The organism is Paracoccus liaowanqingii (assembly GCF_004683865.2).
Classification (GTDB): Bacteria; Pseudomonadota; Alphaproteobacteria; order Rhodobacterales; family Rhodobacteraceae; genus Paracoccus; species Paracoccus liaowanqingii.
In genome coordinates this window covers 2,050,501-2,071,419 of record NZ_CP038439.1, presented here as the reverse complement: position 1 = coordinate 2,071,419, position 20,919 = coordinate 2,050,501, and the positions used below count along the sequence as shown (strand labels likewise).

General features: G+C 69.9%; 17 protein-coding genes. 16 read left to right on the top strand and 1 reads right to left on the bottom strand.

The annotated features are described in order from the left end of the window. The first annotated feature begins 71 nt into the window (after positions 1 to 71). From E4191_RS10015 to E4191_RS09995, 5 genes are read left to right on the top strand one after another with little or no spacing between them, the layout of a single operon-like run. Entirely contained in the window at positions 72 to 1,688 is a 1,617-nt protein-coding gene (locus E4191_RS10015; protein ID WP_135313293.1) for an FGGY-family carbohydrate kinase, read from the top strand. Beyond that, positions 1,678 to 3,207, top strand: a complete 1,530-nt coding sequence (locus tag E4191_RS10010; RefSeq protein ID WP_135313292.1) for a glycerol-3-phosphate dehydrogenase — start codon at positions 1,678 to 1,680, stop codon at positions 3,205 to 3,207. The genes E4191_RS10015 and E4191_RS10010 overlap by 11 nt, the downstream gene beginning before the upstream one ends. 9 nt (positions 3,208 to 3,216) lie before the next feature. Continuing rightward, positions 3,217 to 4,149, top strand: a complete 933-nt coding sequence (locus E4191_RS10005; RefSeq protein ID WP_135313291.1) for a sugar phosphate isomerase/epimerase family protein — start codon at positions 3,217 to 3,219, stop codon at positions 4,147 to 4,149. Positions 4,150 to 4,185: 36 nt separating this feature from the next. After that, positions 4,186 to 5,334, top strand: a complete 1,149-nt coding sequence (locus E4191_RS10000) for an iron-containing alcohol dehydrogenase (protein WP_135313290.1) — start codon at positions 4,186 to 4,188, stop codon at positions 5,332 to 5,334. After that, complete coding sequence (locus E4191_RS09995; RefSeq protein WP_135313289.1) at positions 5,334 to 6,284, top strand: sugar-binding transcriptional regulator; 951 nt, start codon at positions 5,334 to 5,336, stop codon at positions 6,282 to 6,284. Before E4191_RS10000 ends, E4191_RS09995 begins: the two co-directional genes overlap by 1 nt. A gap of 132 nt (positions 6,285 to 6,416) precedes the next feature. Here the strand turns inward: E4191_RS09995 and tkt are convergent, their stop codons facing one another. After that, on the bottom strand, positions 6,417 to 8,453 hold the full coding sequence (gene tkt / locus E4191_RS09990; protein ID WP_135313288.1) for a transketolase: 2,037 nt from the start codon (positions 8,451 to 8,453) through the stop codon (positions 6,417 to 6,419). A 133-nt stretch (positions 8,454 to 8,586) separates the two neighbouring features. On the opposite strand from tkt, the gene E4191_RS09985 reads away from it, so the two are divergent. The 11 genes from E4191_RS09985 to E4191_RS09935 all read left to right on the top strand — a co-directional run bounded on the left by E4191_RS09985 (position 8,587) and on the right by E4191_RS09935 (position 20,860). Further along, complete coding sequence (locus E4191_RS09985; protein WP_135313287.1) at positions 8,587 to 9,369, top strand: DeoR/GlpR family DNA-binding transcription regulator; 783 nt, start codon at positions 8,587 to 8,589, stop codon at positions 9,367 to 9,369. Further along, positions 9,366 to 10,127: a triose-phosphate isomerase gene (locus E4191_RS09980; protein ID WP_135313286.1), complete on the top strand. Its 762-nt coding sequence runs from the start codon at positions 9,366 to 9,368 to the stop codon at positions 10,125 to 10,127. Before E4191_RS09985 ends, E4191_RS09980 begins: the two co-directional genes overlap by 4 nt. Next, on the top strand, positions 10,124 to 10,585 hold the full coding sequence (gene derI / locus E4191_RS09975; RefSeq protein WP_135313285.1) for a D-erythrulose-4-phosphate isomerase: 462 nt from the start codon (positions 10,124 to 10,126) through the stop codon (positions 10,583 to 10,585). The genes E4191_RS09980 and derI overlap by 4 nt, the downstream gene beginning before the upstream one ends. Beyond that, on the top strand, positions 10,585 to 11,559 hold the full coding sequence (locus E4191_RS09970; protein ID WP_135313284.1) for a class 1 fructose-bisphosphatase: 975 nt from the start codon (positions 10,585 to 10,587) through the stop codon (positions 11,557 to 11,559). The genes derI and E4191_RS09970 overlap by 1 nt, the downstream gene beginning before the upstream one ends. A gap of 6 nt (positions 11,560 to 11,565) precedes the next feature. Beyond that, positions 11,566 to 12,606, top strand: a complete 1,041-nt coding sequence (fba, locus tag E4191_RS09965) for a class II fructose-bisphosphate aldolase (protein ID WP_135313283.1) — start codon at positions 11,566 to 11,568, stop codon at positions 12,604 to 12,606. Between the two features lie 182 nt (positions 12,607 to 12,788). Beyond that, the gene (locus E4191_RS09960) at positions 12,789 to 13,499 is read left to right on the top strand and encodes a gamma-glutamylcyclotransferase (RefSeq protein ID WP_135313282.1); all 711 of its coding nucleotides are present in this window, start codon (positions 12,789 to 12,791) and stop codon (positions 13,497 to 13,499) included. A 77-nt stretch (positions 13,500 to 13,576) separates the two neighbouring features. Beyond that, positions 13,577 to 14,230 (top strand): GNAT family N-acetyltransferase, encoded by a 654-nt coding sequence (locus E4191_RS09955; RefSeq protein WP_135313281.1) that lies wholly within the window; start codon positions 13,577 to 13,579, stop codon positions 14,228 to 14,230. A gap of 223 nt (positions 14,231 to 14,453) precedes the next feature. Then, positions 14,454 to 16,049, top strand: a complete 1,596-nt coding sequence (gene glpD, locus E4191_RS09950; protein ID WP_135313280.1) for a glycerol-3-phosphate dehydrogenase — start codon at positions 14,454 to 14,456, stop codon at positions 16,047 to 16,049. Between the two features lie 20 nt (positions 16,050 to 16,069). Then, the gene (gene glpK, locus E4191_RS09945) at positions 16,070 to 17,548 is read left to right on the top strand and encodes a glycerol kinase GlpK (protein WP_135313279.1); all 1,479 of its coding nucleotides are present in this window, start codon (positions 16,070 to 16,072) and stop codon (positions 17,546 to 17,548) included. Between the two features lie 97 nt (positions 17,549 to 17,645). Then, positions 17,646 to 19,136, top strand: a complete 1,491-nt coding sequence (locus tag E4191_RS09940; protein ID WP_135313278.1) for an inorganic phosphate transporter — start codon at positions 17,646 to 17,648, stop codon at positions 19,134 to 19,136. Between the two features lie 125 nt (positions 19,137 to 19,261). Further along, positions 19,262 to 20,860, top strand: a complete 1,599-nt coding sequence (locus tag E4191_RS09935; protein WP_135313277.1) for an ABC transporter substrate-binding protein — start codon at positions 19,262 to 19,264, stop codon at positions 20,858 to 20,860. The last annotated feature ends 59 nt before the right edge of the window (positions 20,861 to 20,919 follow it).

Genomic DNA, 20,919 nt, shown 5'->3' with positions numbered 1-20,919 from the left:
TGTCCGGCGGTCGCATCGTGATATAAGCTGACGTCGGAGGATCAGGGGTCACGCCCCTGACGGGAGGATCCATGAACAGCAGCCAGGGCGACATCCTGATCGGGATCGACGCGGGCACCTCGGTCATCAAGGCCGTGGGCTTCGATCTGTCGGGACGCCAGCTGGGCGCGGCCTCGGTTCCCAACAGCTATGACGCCGGGCCGCAGGGGGCCGCCACGCAGGACATGGCGCGGACCTGGGCCGATTGCGCCGCGGCGCTGCGGGGCCTGGCCGAGCGGATCCCCGATCTGGCGGCGCGCACGGCGGCGCTGGCGGTGACGGGGCAGGGCGACGGCACCTGGCTGGTCGGGCGCGACGGGCCGGTGGGCGACGCCTGGCTGTGGCTGGACGCCCGCGCCGCCCCCACCGTCGCGCGGCTGGCGGCGGGGCCGCAGGACCGCGCGCGGTTCGAAGCCACCGGCACCGGGCTGAACACCTGCCAGCAGGGCGCGCAGATGGCGCATATGGAGGCCCATGCCCCCGACCTGCTGGACCGGGCCGAGGTCGCGCTGCATTGCAAGGACTGGCTCTATCTGAACCTGACCGGCATTCGCGCCACCGACCCGTCCGAGGCCAGCTTCACCTTCGGCAACTTCCGCAGCCGCCGCTATGACGCCACCGTGGTGGCGGCACTGGGCCTGACCCATCGCCGCGGCCTGCTGCCCGAGATCGTCGACGGCACGCAGATCACCCATCCCCTGACCGCCGAGGCCGCGCGCCAGACCGGGCTGCGGGCGGGCACGCCGGTGTCGCTGGGCTATGTGGACATGGTGATGACCGCGCTGGGCGCGGGCGTGGTGGGCAGCCTGGAAGGCGGGACGGGCGACGTGGCCTGTTCGACCGTGGGCTCGACCGGGGTGCATCTGCGGGCGGTGGGCGCGGAGCGGGTGCATCTGAACGACCAGGGCACCGGCTATGTGATCTGCCTGCCGATCCCGGGCGTCGTCACGCAGGTGCAGACCAACATGGCGGCGACGCTGAACCTGGACTGGGTGCTGTCGCTGGCCGCGGGGATCCTGTCGGACATGGGCGCGGCGGTCAGCCACCGCGATCTGGTCGGCCATCTGGACGGCTGGCTGGCGGCCGCCATGCCGGGGCAGATCCTTTATCACCCCTACATTTCGGACGCGGGCGAACGCGGTCCCTTCGTCGATGCCAGCGCCCGGGCGGGCTTCGCGGGCCTGTCGGCGGGGCACCGCTATCCCGACCTGGTCCGCGCCGTGGCCGAGGGGCTGGGGATGGCCATGCGCGACTGCTATGCCGCGATGGGCCCGCTGCCGTCCGAGCTGCGCCTGACCGGGGGCGCGGCCAGGTCGCCCGCGCTGCGTTCCATCCTGTCGGCCAGCCTGGGCGCGCCGGTCCGCGTCTCGGCCCGCGACGAGGCGGGGGCGGCGGGCGCCGCGATGATGGCCGCCGTGGCCATCGGCGCCTATCCCGACATGCGCGCCTGCATCGCCGAATGGGTCACCCCCCTGCTGGGCCCCGCCGAGGCGCCGGACCCGGCGCTGGTGGCCACCTACGACCGCCTCTATCCCGCCTTCGCCGCCACGCGCCGGGTCATGCCCCTGACCTGGCAGGTGCTGGCCCGCCTGCGCGAGGCGCAGTCCGATCCCGTCCCGTCTTCGAAAGGACCCCGACATGACCACTGAACTGACCAGTGATGGCGCGACCATCGACCTCTTCGTGATCGGCGGCGGCATCAACGGGGCCGGCGTCGCCCGCGATGCGGCGGGGCGCGGCCTGTCGGTCGTCCTGTGCGAAAAGGACGACCTGGCGCAGGGCACGTCCTCGCGGTCGGGCAAGCTGGTCCACGGGGGCCTGCGCTATCTGGAATATTACGAATTTCGGCTGGTCCGCGAGGCGCTGATCGAGCGCGAGGTGCTGCTGGCCGCCGCCCCGCACATCATCTGGCCGATGCGCTTCGTGCTGCCCCACAGCCCCGAGGACCGCCCCGCCTGGCTGGTCCGTCTGGGGCTGTTCCTCTACGACAATCTGGGCGGTCGCAGGAAGCTGCCCGGCACCCGCACGCTGGACCTGCGCCGCGACCCCGAGGGGGCGCCGTTGCTGGATGTCTATCACAAGGGCTTCGAATACAGCGACTGCTGGGTGGACGATGCCCGCCTGGTCGTGCTGAACGCCGTCGATGCGGCGGAACGGGGCGCGACCGTCCTGACTCGCACCGCCTGCGTCTCGGCCCGGCGCGAGGGCGACCTGTGGGCCGTCACCACCCGCGACACCGTTACCGGAGAGGAGCGCCGGTTCCGCGCCCGCTGCCTGGTCAATTGCGCGGGTCCCTGGGTCAGCGACGTCATCACCCGCGTCGCGGGCTCGAACTCGGCGCGCAACGTGCGCCTGGTCAAGGGCAGCCACATCATCGTCCCGAAATGGTGGGCGGGCGAACAGGCCTATCTGGTTCAGAACCATGACAAGCGGGTGATCTTCATCAATCCCTACGAGGGCGACAAGGCGCTGATCGGCACCACCGACGTCGCCTACGAGGGCCGGGCCGAGGACGTGTCCCCCGACGAGGCCGAGATCGCCTATCTGCTGGCCGCCGTGAACCGCTATTTCAAGGAGAAGCTGCGCCGCCAGGACGTGCTGCACAGCTTTTCCGGGGTCAGGCCGCTGTTCGATGACGGGCAGGGCAACCCCTCGGCGGTGACGCGCGACTATGTCTTCGATCTGGACCGGACCGGGGGGGCGCCGCTCCTGAACATCTTCGGCGGCAAGATCACCACCTTCCGCGAACTGGCCGAGCGCGGCCTGCACCGTCTGGCCGAGGTCTTTCCCGCGATGGGCCCCGACTGGACACAGACCGCGCCCCTGCCGGGCGGCGAGATCCCCAATGCCGATTACGAAAGCTTCGCCAACCTGCTGCGCGAGTTGCACCCCTGGATGCCGCGCGATCTGGTCCGCCATTACGGCCGCCTCTATGGCGCACGCACGAAAAATGTCGTGGCGGGCGCCATGAGCCTGTCGGGGCTGGGGCGCCATTTCGGCGGCCAGCTGTACGAGGCCGAGGTCCGCTATCTGGTCGCCACCGAATGGGCGCAGACGCCCCAGGACATCCTGACCCGCCGCACCAAACATTACCTGCACCTGACGCCCGAGGAACAGGCGGCCTTCGCCGCCTGGTTCGACGGCTCGGACTTGGCGCAGGCCGCCTGAGAGGATCCCATGCCCCTGACCCTGTCGCTGAACACCAACCCGCTGGTCAACCGCTTCGCGGAGCCGGACGATCTGATCGACACCGTGGCGCGCGACCTGCGCATCCGCGACCTGCAGCTGACGCACGAGTTCATCAACCCCGGCTGGCCCGCCCCGGTGATCCGCCGCCTGACCCGCCAGATGCAGGCCGCGCTGGACCGCACCGGGGTCCGCGTCACCAGCGGCATGACCGGCCCCTATGGGCGGCTGAACCATTTCGGCCATCCCGATGCCGATGTGCGGCGCTATTACATCGACTGGTTCAAGACCTTTGCGGACATCACCGCCGATCTGGGCGGGCGCTCGGTGGGCACGCAGTTCGCAATCTTCACCTATCGCGATTACGACGACCCCGCCCGGCGCGAGGACCTGACCCTGACCGCCATCGATGCCTGGGCCGAGGTGGCCGAGCATGGCCGCGCGGCGGGCCTCGACCATGTCTTCTGGGAACCGATGAGCGTGGGCCGCGAATTCGGCGAGACGATCGCCGAGGCCTTGGCCCTGCAGGACCGGCTGACGGCGGCGGACATGGCGATCCCCATGTGGATGATGGCCGACATCGACCATGGCGACGTGACCAGCCCCGATCCCGACGACGTGGACCCCTATGCCTGGGCCCGCGCGGTGCCCCGCGTCAGCCCGATCATCCATATCAAGCAGTCGCTGATGGACAAGGGCGGCCACCGCCCCTTCACCGCCGAGTTCAACGCCAAGGGCCGTGTGCAGCCCGAACCCCTGCTGGCGGCGCTGGCCGAGGGGGGCGCGCAGGACAACGAGATCTGCCTGGAGCTCAGCTTCAAGGAACGCGAGCCGAGCGACCGGCAGGTGATCCAGCAGATCGCAGAAAGCATCGCCTTCTGGGCGCCGCATATCGACACGGGCGCGGAGACGCTGAATATCTGAACCCAGACCGCCCGCAGCCGCCACAGGATCTTCGACATGCCCGATGCCTTCGCCTTTGCCACCGCGACTGAGATCCTGTTCGGGCGCGGGCACGCGGCCTTCGCCCCGGCCCGCGTGGCGGCGCTCGGGCGGCGGGTGCTGCTGGTCCATGGGCGCAATCCGTCGCGCAGCGCGCCGCTGGCCGGGGCGCTGCGGGCCTTGGGCTGCGAGGTGACGGCCTTCGCCGTGCCGTCCGAGCCGGACATGGCGCGGATCGCCTCGGGGCTGACGGTGGCGGCGGGCACGCAGGTCGTGGTCGCAATGGGCGGCGGCGCGGTGATCGACGCGGGCAAGGCCATCGCGGCGCTGGTCCCGGCGACGCGTCCGATGCTGGACCATCTGGAGGTCGTGGGGCAGGGCCTGCCGCTGGACCACCCGCCCTTGCCCTTCGTGGCCATTCCCACCACCGCCGGCACCGGGGCCGAAGTCACCCGCAACGCGGTGATCGGCGTGCCCGACCACGCCCGCAAGGTCAGCCTGCGCGATGCCCGGATGCTGCCGCGCCTGGCCATCGTGGACCCAGGCCTGACCGATGGCTGCCCGAGGGCGGTGACGCTGGCCTCGGGGCTGGACGCCATCACCCAGGTGATCGAGCCTTATGTCTGCACCCGCGCCAATCCCCTGACCGACGCGCTGTGCCGCGACGCGATCGCGCGCGGGCTGGCGGCTCTCTTGCGCCTGATGCAGGCCGAGGATCCGATGGCGCGGGACGAGATGGCCTGGGTCAGCCTGTGTGGCGGGCTGGCGCTGGCCAATGCGGGACTGGGTGCGGTGCATGGGCTGGCGGGGCCCCTGGGTGGGCTGACCGGCGCGGGGCACGGTGCGATCTGCGGCGCACTGCTGCCGCACGTGCTGGTGGCGAACCGGCGCGCGGTGACGGACCCGGCGCGGGCGGCGCGGCTGGATCAGGTCGGGCGCTGGATCGGCGCGGCCTTCGGGCAGCCGGAGGCCCCGGTCGATCGGGCGGCCGGGCTGCTGGACGCATGGTCCCGCGCGGCAGGCCTGCCAGGGCTTCTGGCGCAGGGCATCGACGAGGCCGCGCAGGGGGCTGCGGCGCAGGCGGCGGCCAGCTCGTCCTCGATGAAGGCCAATCCGGCGCCTCTGGAGGCCGATAATCTGCTGGCCCTCATACGAGCGGCGGGCTGATGGCGCGGCGCGGTCCGGTCGATCCGGAACAGAGCCTCGCGATCCGCGCCGCCTGGCTGCACTACGCGGGCGGGCTGACGCAGGCGGCGGTCGCCAAGCGGCTTGGCCTGCCAAGCGTCAAGGCGCATCGGCTGATCGCGCGCGCGGTGGCCGAGGGCGTGGTCAAGGTCACCATCGACGGCGAGATCGTCGAATGCGCGAGGCTGGAGGATCAGCTCTGCGCCCGCTTCGGCCTGGACAGCTGCGAGGTCGCCCCCGATCTGGGCGAGGACGGCATGCCCCTGCGCGCCCTGGGCCTGGCGGGCGCGGCCTTCCTGAGGCGCGAGATCGAGCAGGGCGCGCATCCGGTCATCGGCCTGGGCCATGGCCGCACGCTGGCGGCGGCGGTGGCGCAGCTGCCGCGCTTCGCCGCCCACGCCACGCGCTTCGTGTCGCTGCTGGGCGGGCTCACGCGCAACTACGCGGCCAATCCGCATGACGTGATGCACAATCTGGCCGCCAAGACCGGCGCGCAGGCCTATGTGCTGCCGGTGCCCTTCTTCGCCAATTCCGAGGAGGACCGCGCGGTCCTGCTGGCCCAGCCCGGCGTGCGCGAGATCTTCGACCTGTCCAATGCCGCGACGCTGAAATTCGCGGGCACGGGGACGGCGGATGCGGGCGCGCAGCTGGTCGCCTCGGGCATGATCGAGCCGCGCGAGATCGCCGAGATCGCGGCCGCGGGCGGCATGGGCGAGATGATGGGGCATTTCTTCGACGCCGAGGGCCGGGTGCTGCACACCACGCTGAGCGCGCGGACCCTGTCAGTGGACCTGCAGCGGGCCGAGGGGCACCGCATCGTCGTCATCGCCGGCGGGGTCGAGAAGCTGCCCGCGATCCGCGCCGTGCTGAACAGCGGCTACCTGTCCGGCCTGATCACCGACGAGGCGACCGCGCGCGGCCTGGTCGGCTGATCGGCGGCACTTGAAACGGGTCGGGCCGGGGAAACCCCGGCCCGGACGCTGCCGCTTGGCCCCCCGCGCGCGCAAGGCGCGCGCGGGGGGATCGCGTCGAGGCCGCCTGCGGCCTCGTCCGCAAGGTTTCGATCAGCGGTCGGTCAGCGCCTTGGCGCGGGCCACGATCGCATCGGCGGTGATGCCGAACTCGGCATAGAGCCGGTCGATGGGCGCCGAGGCGCCAAAGCCGGTCATGCCGATCACGTCATCCTCGGAGGCGACATAGCGTGTCCAGCCGAACTTGCCCGCCGCCTCGATGGCGATGCGCGGGGCGGTGCCCAGGACCTCGGCCCGGTATTCGGCGGGCTGGGCGTCGAACAGCTCCCAGCTGGGCATGGAGACGACGGCGACGGACATGCCCTGAGCCTGCAGGGCCTCGGCGGCCTGGACGGCGATGGCGACCTCGGTGCCGGTGGCGATCAGGGTCACGTCCCGGCCGCCATCATCCTTGGCTCCGAACTGGCGGATCACGTAGGCGCCCTTGGCGGTCAGGTTCTCGGTTCCTGCCTCCAGCCGCAACTGCGGCACGTCCTGGCGCGACAGTGCCAGCAGCGACGGCACGTCGCGGGTGCGGATGGCGATGTCCCAGGCCTCCAGCGTCTCGATCACGTCGGCGGGGCGCAGGACCGTCAGGCCGGGGATCGCGCGCAGGCTGGCCAGATGCTCGATCGGCTGGTGGGTCGGGCCATCCTCGCCCAGGCCGATGCTGTCATGGGTCATGACATAGATCGTGCCCACCCCCATCAGCGCCGACAGGCGGATCGCGTTGCGGGCATAGTCCGAGAACACCAGGAACGTCCCGCCATAGGCGATGAAGCCGCCATGCAGGTTGATGCCGTTCATCGCGGCAGCCATGCCGAACTCGCGCACCCCGTAGCCGATGTAGCGGCCCGGCGCGTCGCGGGTGTACTGGCTGTCAACGGCCTTGACGCGGGTCAGGTTCGATCCGGTCAGATCCGCCGATCCGCCGATCATCGCGGGCAGGGCCGGGGCCAGCGCCTCCAGCGCCATCTGGCTGGCCTTGCGGGTCGCGGCCTTCTTGGGCGCCTCGAACAGCGCCTTGCGGGCATCGGCCAAGGCCGCGTCATAGCCCTGGGGCAGGGCGCCGGTCAGGCGTTCGGTCAGCGCTTCGCGATGGGCGGAGGCGGCCAGCCGATCCTCCCATGCTTTGCGGGCATCCGCACCGCGCGTGCCGATGGCGCGCCATTCGGCAGCCAGATCCTCGGGGATGGCGAAGGGCTCGGACGCCCAGCCAAGCGCCTCCTTGGTCAAGGCGCCCTCGTCCTTGCCCAAGGGGGCGCCATGGACCGAATAGCTGCCCGCGCGGTTGGGAGAGCCGAAGCCGATGATCGTCTTCATCGCGATCAGCGAGGGCTTGCCCGTTTCCGCCTTGGCGGCGGTGATCGCGGCATCCAGCGCCTGGCCGTCATGGCCGTCGCAGGTCTGCACATGCCAGCCGCAGGCGGCCAGGCGGGCGGGCACGTCCTCGGAGAAGCTGATCGAGGTCGGCCCGTCGATGGTGATCGAGTTGTCGTCATAGAGGACGATCAGCTTGCCCAGGCCCAGATGGCCCGCAAGGCTGATCGCCTCCTGCCCGATGCCCTCCTGCAGACAGCCGTCGCCCAGCATCACATAGGTGTGGTGATCGACCAGATCATCGCCGAATTCCCCGGCCAGCGCGCGTTCGGCCAGCGCCATGCCCACGGCAGTCGCCAGGCCCTGGCCCAGGGGGCCGGTCGTCGTCTCGATCCCCTTGGCATGGCCGTATTCCGGATGGCCGGCGGTGATCGCGCCCCACTGGCGGAAGTTCCTGACCTGATCCAGCGTCATGTCCTCGTAGCCCGTCAGATGCAGCAGGCTGTAGAGCAGCATCGAGGCATGCCCGTTCGACAGCACGAAGCGGTCGCGGTCGGGCCAGTCGGGGTTCATCGCGTCGAATTTCAGGTGGTTGCGGAACAGCACGGTGGCCGCATCGGCCATGCCCATGGGCGCGCCGGGATGGCCGGAATTCGCGGCGTTCACCGCGTCGATGGTCAGCGCGCGGATGCAGTTCGCCAGCGCGAAATTCTGTGGGTCCAGGTCGGCCTTGGCGGCCAGGGCGGGGTCTTTGGGGGTGTCTAAGGGCATGGGGTCCTCCTTTGACCGAAAGCCATAGCGCGTTGCGGGTGTCATCACAAGAAAAAATCACAAAGTCACAACAAAGGTGTTGTTATGTCCGGTTCGCATGTTATGACCGGGGCGGAGACAGGGGAGGGCCGGGGTGAAGCGCGAGGAACGCAGGCAGGCGATCATGGATCAGCTGGTCGCGGCACGTGCCGTCGATCTTGACGATCTTGCGTTGCGCTTTGCTGTCAGTCGCATGACGATTCACCGCGATCTGGACGATCTGGAACAGGCGGGCCTGCTGCGCAAGGTGCGCGGCGGCGCCACGATCGAGGCGGGCACCCAGTTCGAAAGCGATTTCCGCATCCGCGAGCTGCAGGACGGCGAGGCCAAGGCCCGCATGGCCCGGGCGGCTCTGGATCTGGTCGAGCCGGGGATGACCGTGATGGTCAATGACGGCTCGATGGCGGCGCTGCTGGGGGCCCGCCTGACGGACCGGGCGCCGCTGACCGTCATCACCAACAACGCCGCCGTGATCGAGCGGCTGAAGGACGCCCCCCGCGTCACGCTGATCGCGCTTGGCGGGATCTACAGCGCCAAGTTCAACGGCTTCTTCGGCATGGTGACCGAAGGGGCGCTGGCCGGGCTGCGGGCGGATCTGGCCTTCATCTCGACCCCTGCCGTGGCCGGGCTGCAGGCCTTTCACATGGACGACAACGCGGTGCGCGCCAAGCGCGCCATGATGCAGGCGGCCGAGCGGCGGGTGCTGCTGGTCAACCATGCCCGCTTCGGGCGCAGCGCGCTGCACACGCTGGCCGACCTGACGGAATTCGACGCCATCATCACCGACGCGCCCCCCGCGCCCGAGGATCGCGCCGCGATCGACCGGGCGGGGATCGCGCTGACCATCGCCCCCGAGCCGAAGGAGCCCCTGACATGACCGACTTCTGGATCGGCACCAGCTGGAAGATGAACAAGACCCTGGCCGAGGCCCGCGCCTTTGCCCAAGGCCTGGCGGATGCCCCGGGCGATCCGCGCATCCAGCGCTTCGTGATCCCGCCCTTCACCGCCTGCCGCCAGGTGGCCGAGATGCTGGCGGGCAGCGACGTCAAGGTCGGCGCGCAGAACATGCATTGGGACGACGCGGGCGCCTGGACCGGAGAGATCAGCCCGGTGATGCTGACCGATTGCGGGCTGGACATCGTCGAGCTGGGCCACAGCGAGCGCCGCGAGCATTTCGGCGAGACGGACATGACGGTGGGCCTGAAGACCGCCGCCGCCGTCCGTCACGGCCTGATCCCGCTGATCTGCATCGGCGAGACCCTGGCCGAACGCGAGGCGGGCCGCGCGCAGGAGGTGCTGGAAACCCAGGTGCGCGCCGCATTGCAGCCGGTGGCTGGGTCCGACGCCACGATCCTTCTGGCCTACGAGCCGGTTTGGGCCATCGGCGCGAACGGCATCCCCGCGACCTCGGATTACGCCGATGCGCGGCAGGCCGAGATCATCGCGGTGGCCCAAGACGTGCTGGGGCGGCGGGTGCCCTGCCTCTATGGCGGCTCGGTCAATCCCGGCAACTGCGCCGAGCTGATCGCCTGCCCGCATGTCGACGGTCTGTTCATCGGACGCTCGGCCTGGGACGTGACCGGCTATCTGGACATTCTGGCGCGCTGCGCCGCAACCATCGGAGACGACGCATGAAACTGGCAATTGCAGGCGACAGCGCGGGCGAAGGCCTGGCCAAGGTTCTGGCCGACCACCTGAGGGACCGCTTCGAGGTGTCCGAGATCAGCCGCACCGATGCGGGCCCCGACGCCTTCTATGCGGGCCTGTCGGACCGGGTGGCCAGCGCGGTGCTGGACGGCACCTATGACCGCGCGATCCTGGTCTGCGGGACCGGCATCGGGGTCTGCATTGCGGCCAACAAGGTGCCGGGCATCCGCGCCGCGCTGACGCATGACACCTATTCGGCGGAACGCGCCGCGCTGTCGAACAACGCCCAGATCATCACCATGGGTGCCCGCGTGATCGGGGCCGAGGTCGCCAAGACCATCGCCGATGCCTGGCTGGCGCAGACGATGAACTTCGACGCGGGCGGCAAGTCCGCCGGGAATGTGGACGCCATCGACGCGGTCGATGCCAAGTATTCCAAGACCTGATGCTGCGCCTGCCCAATGACGGGGCCGCCACCGGCCCGCTGCTGGCTGATCTGCTGGCCCCGGACGGCGCCGCCGCCATCGTGCGCGCCATCGCCGAGGCGCTGCCGCCTCTGGCCGCGCGTCTGGCGGCGGGGCGTCTGCATGGCGATCCCGAGGCGATCGTCGGCATCAACGACAGCGGCGACAAGCAGAAGGCGCTGGATGTCGCGGCGCATGACCACATGATCGCCGTGCTGCGCGAGGCGGGCGTCCGGCAGGTCCTGTCGGAAGAGGCCGAAGAGGTCATCCTGCTGGATCCCGACGGCGCCTTCGACGTGGCCATCGATCCGATCGACGGGTCGGGCAGCATCGGCATCGGCGCGCCTCTGGGGATGCTGTTCAGCGTCCTGCCCGCCGCCCCCGAGGGGTTCCGGCGGCCGGGGCGGCATGTGGTGGCGGCGGGCTACGGCTCGTTCGGGCATTCGGTCGATTTCGGCTGGTCTACCGGCGCGGGCGTCCATGTGGCCACCTGGGACGCGCAGGTCGCGTCCTTCCGCGTCGCCCGGCAGGACCTGCGCCTGAAGCCCAGCTCGTCGACCATCGCCTACAATGCCTCGAACGAGCGGCACTGGCCGCCCGGGCTGCAGGCCTGGGCCCGCGATCTGCGGGCGGGCCGCGAGGGGCCGCGCGGGCGCGACTTCAACATGCGCTGGCTGGCCGCCGCCGTGGGCGAGCTGCACCGCATCCTGCTGCAGGGGGGCGCGTTCCTCTATCCCGCAGATGCCCGGCCCGGCTATGCCAACGGTCGGCTGCGGCTGATCTATGAAAGCGTGCCCATCGCCTTCCTGATCGAGCAGGCGGGCGGTCACGCGACCGACGGCCACGGCCCGATCCTCGACCGCCAGCCCGACGGGCTGCACGACATGACCCCCCTGATCTTCGGCGCGACCGACGAGGTCGCCGCCATCCACCATGCCCTCGCCACCAAAGGATAACGCCCCATGTCCATGATCACCCTGCGCCAGCTTCTGGACCACGCCGCCGAGCACGGCTATGCCGTGCCCGCCTTCAACATCAACAACATGGAACAGGGCCTTGCGGTCATGCAGGCGGCCCAGGCCACCCGCTCGCCGGTGATCCTGCAGGCCAGCCGGGGCGCGCGCGCCTATGCCAACGACCTGGTGCTGGCCGGGCTGATCGAGGGGCTGGCCCGCGCCTTTCCCGACATCCCGCTGTGCATGCATCTGGATCACGGCAACGGCATGGAGACCTGCGCCACCGCGATCCAGAACGGTTTCACCTCGGTGATGATGGATGGCAGCCTGAAGGCCGACGGCACGACCCCCGCCGATTATGCCTACAATGCCGACATCACCCGTCGCGTGACCGAGATGGCCCATGCCTGCGGCGTGTCGGTGGAGGGCGAGCTGGGCGTGCTGGGCAGCCTGGAGACCGGCATGGGCGATCAGGAGGACGGCCATGGCGCCACCGAGAAGCTGGGCCATGACCAGCTGTTGACCGACCCTGCCGAGGCCGAGCAGTTCGTCAAGGATACCGGCGTGGACGCGCTGGCCATCGCCATGGGCACCAGCCACGGCGCCTACAAGTTCACGAGAAAGCCCGACGGCGCGATCCTGGCCATGCATGTGATCGAGGAGATCCACAAGCGCCTGCCCAACACCCATCTGGTGATGCACGGATCCTCCTCGGTCCCCGAGGATCTGCAGGAGATCATCAACAACTACGGCGGCGACATCCGCCCGACCTGGGGCGTCCCGGTCGAGGAGATCCAGCGCGGCATCCGCTCGGGCGTGCGCAAGGTGAACATCGACACGGACAACCGGCTGGCGATGACGGCGGCGATCCGCAAGACCCTGACCGAGGACCCGTCCGAGTTCGATCCGCGCAAGTATCTGAAACCCGCGATGCAGATGATGGCGCAGGTCTGCAAGGACCGCTTCGAGGCCTTCGGCACCGCCGGCCAGGCCGACAAGCTGCGCCCCCTGCCGCTGTCGGTGATGGCGGGCCGCTACGCCGCCTGACCTTGGGCGACCGCGACATCGACAGGCCGCCCGGGATCGATGCCGGGCGGCCTTTTTCCCTGCGGATTCGGGCGGGCCCTGCGCGCCGAACGGGCAGCAGGGGCGGTTCCCACCCGTTGCCGCTTGACCCCGGCCGCGCGGGTGACCAGATCGGATCCGACCCCCGATCCCGCAGGACCCCCATGCCCCAGCCCGTTCCACTTGTTCTGTCCGACCACCATGTCGCCCGCGTCGCCCCGGCCGAGGGGCTGATCTACGACCCCGCCTGGCGGCTTCTGGACGAGGTCGATCTGGACGCGCTGGCGGACCGGCTGACCCGGGGGCGGCCCCGCCCGATCCCGATCTTCGCCTATGGCTCGCTGATCTGGAACCCGGGCTTTGCGGTGCAGGACCGCCGCCGCGCGACCGCCATCGGCTGGCACCGCGACTTCTCGCTCAGCCTCGAGCATTTCCGCGGCACGCCGGAACGGCCCGGGCTGATGCTGGCGCTGGCCTCGGGCGGCAGCTGCGAGGGGCTGGTGATGGACATCGCCCCGGGCACCGAGGTCGACTCGCTGCGCGCCATCCTGAAGCGCGAGCTGGTCGCCCACGAGCTGGCCGCCAATGCCTGCTGGATCGAGGTCGAGACGGCGCGCGGGCGCGAGGAGGCGCTGACCTTCTATGCCGACCCGGTGGATACGCCGGTCGCCCGGCTGACGCTGCCCCAGCAGGCCCGCAGGCTGGCCAGCGCGGCGGGGGCGGCGGGATCGGGCGCCGAATACCTGCTGCGCACCGCCCGGGGCCTGGCCGAGCTGGGCATCCATGACGACTATATCTGGACCCTGCAGCAGCTGGTCGCCGAAGAGATCGAGGCGACCCTGCCCGCAGGAGACGGGTCCGGGCATCCGGGCTAGGCGCCCCCCAGGGGATGTTTACTTTGCACCCCCGTCGGGCTTTGCTGGCCGCCGGTATCAAGGATGGGGGCGGCAGGGTGGATCTGGCGGACTGGACCGGGGCCCCGCGCCCCCCACGCGCGGCGATCGCGGGACGCTATGTCCGGCTGGAGCCCTTGGGCCCGGATCATGCCGGGACCCTGTACGAGGCCTCGACCGCGCCGGGGCAGGAGGACCGCTTCCGCTGGCTTTTCGAGACGCCCCCCGCCGACCGCGCCGAGTTCGACGCCTGGCTGGCGCAGGCCTCGGTCCCCGCCGATCCGCTGGTCTTCGCGGTGGTCGATGCCGCCACCGGCCGCGCCGAGGGGCGGCAGGCGCTGATGCGCATCGACACCGCCCATGGCGTGATCGAGATCGGCGGCATCATGTGGGGCCCGGCGCTGCAGCGCACGCGCATGGCGACCGAGGCGCTGTTCCTGACCGCCCGCCATGTCTTCGACCTGGGCTATCGGCGGCTCGAATGGAAATGCAATGCGCTCAACGCCCCCTCGATCCGCGCGGCCACGCGGTTCGGTTTCCGCCCCGAGGGGGTGTTCCGCCAGCACATGGTCGTCAAGGGCGCCAGCCGCGACACTGCCTGGTTCGCGATGACGGACGGGGACTGGGCGCGGCTGCGGCCCATCTACGAGGCCTGGCTGGATCCCGCCAATTTCGACGCGGCGGGACGGCAGCGGGCGGCCTTGGAAGTGTGAGAGCGGCGGGGGATGTTCGTTCCTGCGCGGTTTGGGGGCGGCGGCGGGTAGGATCTTTCTGACGAAGGCCGCCGTGGGGCAGGCTTGAGCCGCGAGGCTTGGGCGGCAGGCCCTCGCCAGACCTCTGATCACGGGACGGATGTGAACAAAACCGAAGCCAAAACTCTTTCCTTTTGACGCGAATGATGCCAGACAGAACCTGTCCAATCGAAGGAACGCGCGCGTGACGGAAGCAGACGGGACCGTGGATCTGTTCGTGATCGGCGGCGGCATCAACGGCTGCGGGATCGCCCGCGACGCGGCCGGGCGCGGATTGTCGGTGACCCTGGCCGAGATGGGCGATCTGGCGCAGGCGACCTCCAGCGCCTCGACCAAGCTGTTCCACGGCGGCCTGCGCTATCTGGAGTATTTCGAGTTCCGCCTGGTCCGCGAGGCGCTGATCGAACGCGAGGTGCTGCTGCGCGCCATGCCCCATATCAGCTGGCCGATGCGCTTCGTGCTGCCGTGGCATCCCGACATGCGGTTCGAGCAGGACACGCCGACCTCCAAGCTGCTGGGCGTGGTCATGCCTTGGATGAAGGGCCGCCGCCCGTCCTGGCTGATCCGTCTGGGGCTGTTCCTCTACGACACCCTGGGCGGGCGCAAGATCCTGCCCGGCACGCGCACCCTGTCGCTGACGGACACGCCCGAGGGCGCGCCGCTGCAGGACCGCTTCCTGCATGCGTATGAATATTCCGACTGCTGGGTCGAGGATTCGCGGCTGGTGGTGCTGAACGCCCGCGATGCCGAGGCGCGGGGCGCGACCGTGATGGTGGGCACCAAGGTCCTGTCCGCCGACCGCCATGCCGACCACTGGATCGTCACCACCCGCAATGCGGACGGCATCACGCGGCAGCACCGCGCCCGCATGCTGGTCAATGCCGCCGGCCCCTGGGTCGGAGAGATCATCCGCGGCACGCTGCGCCTGAACGCGACCGACGGCGTGCGGCTGGTGCGCGGCAGCCATATCGTGACGCAGAGGCTCTATGACCACGACAAGTGCTATTTCTTTCAGGGAACCGACGGTCGGATCATCTTCGCCATCCCCTACGAGACCGACTTCACGCTGATCGGCACCACGGACGCCGAACACGAGGACCCGTCCGTCAAGCCCGACTGCACGCCCGAGGAGCGCGATTACCTGCTGGATTTCGCCAACCAGTATTTCCGCCGCCAGCTGACGGCAGACGACGTGGTCTGGTCCTATTCCGGGGTCCGGCCGCTCTATGACGACGGCGCGCAAAGCGCCTCGGCGGCCACGCGCGACTATACGCTGAAGCTGGACCGGACGGGCGGGGCGCCGGTACTCAATGTCTTCGGCGGCAAGATCACCACCTATCGCCGGCTGGCGGAATCCGCGCTGCAGAAGATCGCGCCGGTCTTTCCGGGCCTGCCCGGGCCCTGGACGCGCGAGGCCTCGCTGCCCGGCGGCGATTTCCCGGTGGACGGGGTGGATGCGCTGGTGGCGCGGCTGCGCGCCGATCAGCCCTTCCTGACCGACCGGTGGGCGCTGCGCCTGGTGCGCGCCTACGGGACCGAAGCGTCGGCGATCCTGCGGGGCGCCCGCAGCGCCGCCGATCTGGGCCGGGACTTCGGCGCCACGCTGACCGAGGTCGAGGTGATCTGGCTGATGGACCGCGAGCATGCCCGCCGGGCCGAGGACGTGCTGTGGCGCCGCAGCAAGCTGGGCCTGCGCCTGGACGCGCCCCAGGCCGCCGCGCTGGAGGACTGGATGGCGGCGCGACGCGCGCGGGAACCCGGGCGCGCTGCCGCCTCTTGAGACTGACGGAGGAGCCTTCCATGACCCATATCCTTGCCATCGACCAGGGCACGACCTCGTCCCGGGCCATCATCTTCGACGCCGACCTGCACCCCTGCGCCAGCGCGCAGGAGGAATTCGAGCAGCATTTCCCGCGCCCCGGATGGGTCGAACACGATCCGGGCGACCTGTGGTCCAGCACCGCCGCCACCTGCCGCGCGGCCATCGAGAAATGCGGCAATCCCCGGATCGCGGCCATCGGCATCACCAACCAGCGCGAGACGGTGGTGATCTGGGACCGCAAGACCGGCAAGGCGGTCCACAACGCCATCGTCTGGCAGGACCGCCGCACCGCCGGGTTCTGCCGAGAGCTGGAGGCAGCAGGCCATGCCGACATGATCACCGCCCGCACCGGGCTGCTGGTCGACCCCTATTTCTCGGCCACCAAGGTCAAGTGGATCCTGGACCATGTCGAGGGCGCCCGCGCGCGGGCCGAGGCGGGCGATCTGGCCTTCGGCACGGTGGACGCCTGGTTGATCTGGAACCTGACCGGCGGGCAGGTCCATGCGACCGATGCCACCAATGCCGCGCGCACGATGCTGTACGACATCCACAAGGGCAGGTGGTCGGCGACGATCTGCAAGCTGTTCGACATCCCCATGTCGATGCTGCCCGAGGTCAAGGACTGCGCGGACGACTTCGGCACCACGCGGCCCGACCTGTTCGGTCGCCCGATCCCGATCACCGGGGTCGCGGGCGACCAGCAGGCCGCGACCGTGGGCCAGGCCTGCTTCCAGCCGGGCATGATGAAATCGACCTATGGCACCGGCTGCTTCGCGCTTCTGAACACCGGGGACCAGCCCGTGGCCTCCAGCCAGCGGCTGCTGACGACCATCGCCTATCAGCTGGACGGCAAGCCCACCTATGCGCTGGAGGGCTCGATCTTCATCGCGGGCGCGGTGGTGCAATGGCTGCGCGACGGGCTGAAGATCATCCGCGATGCCAAGGAGACCCAGCCCCTGGCGGAACATGCCGATCCCGACCAGCAGGTGATCCTCGTCCCCGCCTTCACCGGGCTGGGGGCGCCCTACTGGAAGCCCGACTGCCGGGGCGCGATCTATGGGCTGACGCGCAACTCGGGCCCGGCCGAGCTGGCCCGCGCCGCGCTGGAGAGCGTGGGTTTCCAGACCCGAGACCTGCTGGAGGCGATGAAGGCCGATTGGGAGCCCAAGGGCGAGACCGCCCTGCGCGTGGATGGCGGCATGAGCGCGTCCGATTACGCGATGCAGTTCCTGTCCGACATCCTGGGCGCCCCCGTCGACCGCCCCAAGGTGCTGGAGACGACGGCCCTGGGCGCCGCCTGGCTGGCGGGGCAGGGGCCCGGGATCTATCCCGACCAGGCGGGCTTTGCCAAGGACTGGGTGCTGGACCGCAGCTTCGCGCCCGACATGGAGGCTGCCGACCGCGACGCCCGCTATGACGCTTGGCTGCGGGCGGTCAAGGCGACCATGTCGCTGTGACCGGCGGGGGATCGCTTTCGGGATTGTGACGGTTCGGTAACGGTTGTGCTACGGCACGTTTGCGCCTCGGCCGCGCCTGCCCGACCCCGAGGACATCATGGCCCTGAACGACCTGGACACCCGACATCTCGATACGCTGGACCGCGACCTCGGGCGCTTCTCGGCCCTGGAGCGCGCGACCGCCTATGCCGCGCGCCCGCTGATCGCGCCGGGGATCGCGCTGGTCTTCGTGCTGCTGGCGGGCCTGGGGGCGATGCTGGCCTTCGGGCAGTCCAGCAACGGGCTGATCGTGGCGATGGCGGCGGTCTTCGGCGCCTACATGGCGCTCAACATCGGCGCCAATGACGTGGCCAACAACATGGGGTCCGCGGTCGGCGCCAATGCCCTGACCATGGGCGGCGCCATCGCCATCGCCGCCGTGTTCGAGACGGCGGGCGCGCTGATCGCGGGCGGCGACGTGGTGGGCACCATCTCGCGCGGGATCGTGGCGCCCGAGAGCATCGGCACGCAGGAGGTCTTCGTCTGGGCGATGATGGCGGCGCTGCTGTCCTCGGCGCTGTGGGTGAACCTGGCCACCTGGGTCGGGGCGCCGGTCTCCACCACGCATTCGGTGGTGGGCGGGGTGATGGGCGCGGGGATCGCGGCGGCGGGCTTCGGCGCGGTCAACTGGCCGACGATGGCCACCATCGCGGCCAGCTGGGTCGTCTCGCCCGTGCTGGGTGGGGTGATCGCGGCGGGGTTTTTGTGGTTCATCAAGTCCCGCATCATCTACCGCGCCGACAAGATCGCCGCCGCGCGCATCTTGGTGCCGGTGCTGATCGGCATCATGGCCGGCGCCTTCGCCGCCTATCTGGCGCTGAAGGGCCTCAGCCGGCTGATCGACATCTCGTTCGGCATGGCGCTGGCAATCGGCGCGGGTCTGGGCCTGGCCATCTGGCTGGTGATGATCCCGGTCATCGCCCGCCAGTCGCGCGGGCTGGAGAACCGCAACAAGTCGCTCAAGGTGCTGTTCGGCATCCCGCTGGTCGTGTCGGCCGCGCTTTTGTCCTTCGCGCATGGCGCCAACGACGTGGCCAATGCGGTGGGGCCGCTGGCCGCCATCGTGCAGGCCCTGGGCTCGGGTGGCGCCTCCGAGGCGGTGTCGATCCCGCTCTGGGTCATGCTGATCGGGGCCTTCGGGCTGTCCTTCGGGCTGTTCCTCTTCGGTCCCAAGCTGATCCGCATGGTCGGCAGCCAGATCACCAAGCTGAACCCGATGCGCGCCTACTGCGTGTCGCTGTCGGCGGCGATGACGGTGATCGTGGCCAGCTGGCTGGGCCTGCCGGTCAGCTCGACCCATATCGCGGTGGGCGCGATCTTCGGCGTGGGTTTCTTTCGCGAATGGGATGCGGAACGGCGCCTGCGGGCCGCGCAGGGCGGAATTCCCGAGCGTCCCCGCCCCGGCCCCGAGGAGCGCCGCCGCCGCAAGCTGGTGCGCCGGTCCCATGTCATGACCATCGCCGCGGCTTGGGTGGTGACGGTCCCCGCCGCCGCCCTGCTGTCGGCCTTCCTGTTCCGGCTTCTGACCGCTATCGGCGGACCTGCCTGACCCGGCCGGCGGGACCCCGCATCGCCCCGCTGCAAGACCCTTGCAAGGCGCCGGGGCTTGGGTCAACCTGCAGAATGCGCAACTCCGCGGCAAGCGGAGGCCGTTCACCAACAGGGATCACCGACATGACATTCCACCTGACCTCGCGGGCCGTGCTGCTGGCCTCGGCCCTGGCCTTCGCCCCCGCCGCCTTCGCCGAGACGCCCGCCGACACGCTGGTCGTGGCCCACACGATCGACGACATCATCAGCCTGGACCCGGCGCAAAGCTTCGAGTTCTCGGGCAATGACGTGAACAACAACACCTATGACCGGCTGGTCGACTTCGACCCGCTGGACCCCGAGGCGGGCTTTCAGCCCAGCCTGGCGGAAAGCTGGGAAGTGTCCGAGGACGGGCTGTCCATCACCTTCACGCTGCGCGAGGATGCGACCTTCCATTCCGGCAATCCGGTCCGGGCGCAGGATGCTGCCTGGTCGCTGCAGCGCGCGGTCAAGCTGGACAAGACCCCGGCCTTTATCCTGACGCAGTTCGGCTTCACCGCCGAGAACGTGGACCAGATGATCACCTTCGAGGGCAACACCCTGACCCTGACGATGGACAAGCCCTATGCGCCGTCCTTCGTGCTGAACTGCCTGACCGCCAACATCGCCAGCGTGGTGGACATGGAGACGGTCATGGCCAACGAGGCCGACGGCGATCTGGGCAACGGCTGGCTGAACACCAACGAGGCCGGGTCCGGCGCCTATGTGCTGGCCGCCTGGCGCCCGAACGAGCAGGTGCAGCTGACCGCCTATGAGGACTACTGGCAGGGCGCGCCGACGATGAAGCGGGTGATCGTGCGCAACGTGGCCGAATCCAGCGCGCAGCGGCTGCTGCTGGAACAGGGCGACATCGACGTGGCCCGCAACCTGACGCCGACGGATGTCGAGTCCATCGCCTCGGTCGAGGGCGTGACCATCCAGGACGAGCCGCGCGGGCGCATCCTCTACATGGGCCTGAACCAGAAGGACGAGCTGCTGTCGAACCCCGCCGTGGTCGAGGCGATGAAGCATCTGGTCGATTACGAGGGCATCACCAGCAGCTTCCTCAAGGGCCAATTCGTCACCCATCAAAGCTTCCTGCCCCGCGGCTATCTGGGCGCGCTGGACGAGACGCCCTGGACCTATGACATCGAGAAGGCCCGCCAGATCCTGACCGATGCGGGGATCGAGGGCGGCACGATCACCACCCGCGTGCGCGACCTGCGCGAATATATCGACGTTGCGCAGACCCTGCAGGCCGCGATGGGCCAGGTCGGCCTGACGCTGGAGATCGAGCAGATGACCGGCGCGCAGGTGCTGGATGCCTATCGCGCCCGCGAGGTGCCGATCTTCCTGGGCGAGTGGGGCCCGGATTACTCCGACCCCAACACCAACGCCGCGACCTTCGCCTACAACCCCGACAACAGCGACGAGGCTGCCGCCGTGGGCCTGCTGGCCTGGCGCAACGCCTATGAGGTGCCCGCCGAGATGAACGAGGCCACCGTGGCCGCGACCCTGGAACAGGACACCGACACCCGCGCCGCCATGTATCAGGACATCCAGCGCCAGTATCAGGCCGAGGCGCCCATTGTGCCGCTGTTCCAGCGAATCGAGCAGGTCGGCATGGGCGACGGCGTGCAGAACTGGTGGAGCGGCGGGGCGATCAGCTCGGTCATGTACCGCCAGGTGACGAAGGGCGAATAACCCCGTGTCCGCGACCGACATCACCGGCACCGGGGGACCACCGTCCCCCGGTGCGACCC

Excerpts from the sequence above, each read along its gene's own strand:
- E4191_RS10015 (WP_135313293.1), top strand. The coding sequence starts at position 72 with ATGAACAGCAGCCAGGGCGACATCCTGATCGGGATCGACGCGGGCACC.
- E4191_RS10010 (WP_135313292.1), top strand. The coding sequence starts at position 1,678 with ATGACCACTGAACTGACCAGTGATGGCGCGACCATCGACCTCTTCGTG.
- E4191_RS10005 (WP_135313291.1), top strand. The coding sequence starts at position 3,217 with ATGCCCCTGACCCTGTCGCTGAACACCAACCCGCTGGTCAACCGCTTC.
- E4191_RS10000 (WP_135313290.1), top strand. The coding sequence starts at position 4,186 with ATGCCCGATGCCTTCGCCTTTGCCACCGCGACTGAGATCCTGTTCGGG.
- E4191_RS09995 (WP_135313289.1), top strand. The coding sequence starts at position 5,334 with ATGGCGCGGCGCGGTCCGGTCGATCCGGAACAGAGCCTCGCGATCCGC.
- tkt (WP_135313288.1), bottom strand. The coding sequence starts at position 8,453 with ATGCCCTTAGACACCCCCAAAGACCCCGCCCTGGCCGCCAAGGCCGAC.
- E4191_RS09980 (WP_135313286.1), top strand. The coding sequence starts at position 9,366 with ATGACCGACTTCTGGATCGGCACCAGCTGGAAGATGAACAAGACCCTG.
- derI (WP_135313285.1), top strand. The coding sequence starts at position 10,124 with ATGAAACTGGCAATTGCAGGCGACAGCGCGGGCGAAGGCCTGGCCAAG.
- E4191_RS09970 (WP_135313284.1), top strand. The coding sequence starts at position 10,585 with ATGCTGCGCCTGCCCAATGACGGGGCCGCCACCGGCCCGCTGCTGGCT.
- fba (WP_135313283.1), top strand. The coding sequence starts at position 11,566 with ATGTCCATGATCACCCTGCGCCAGCTTCTGGACCACGCCGCCGAGCAC.
- E4191_RS09960 (WP_135313282.1), top strand. The coding sequence starts at position 12,789 with ATGCCCCAGCCCGTTCCACTTGTTCTGTCCGACCACCATGTCGCCCGC.
- glpK (WP_135313279.1), top strand. The coding sequence starts at position 16,070 with ATGACCCATATCCTTGCCATCGACCAGGGCACGACCTCGTCCCGGGCC.
- E4191_RS09940 (WP_135313278.1), top strand. The coding sequence starts at position 17,646 with ATGGCCCTGAACGACCTGGACACCCGACATCTCGATACGCTGGACCGC.
- E4191_RS09935 (WP_135313277.1), top strand. The coding sequence starts at position 19,262 with ATGACATTCCACCTGACCTCGCGGGCCGTGCTGCTGGCCTCGGCCCTG.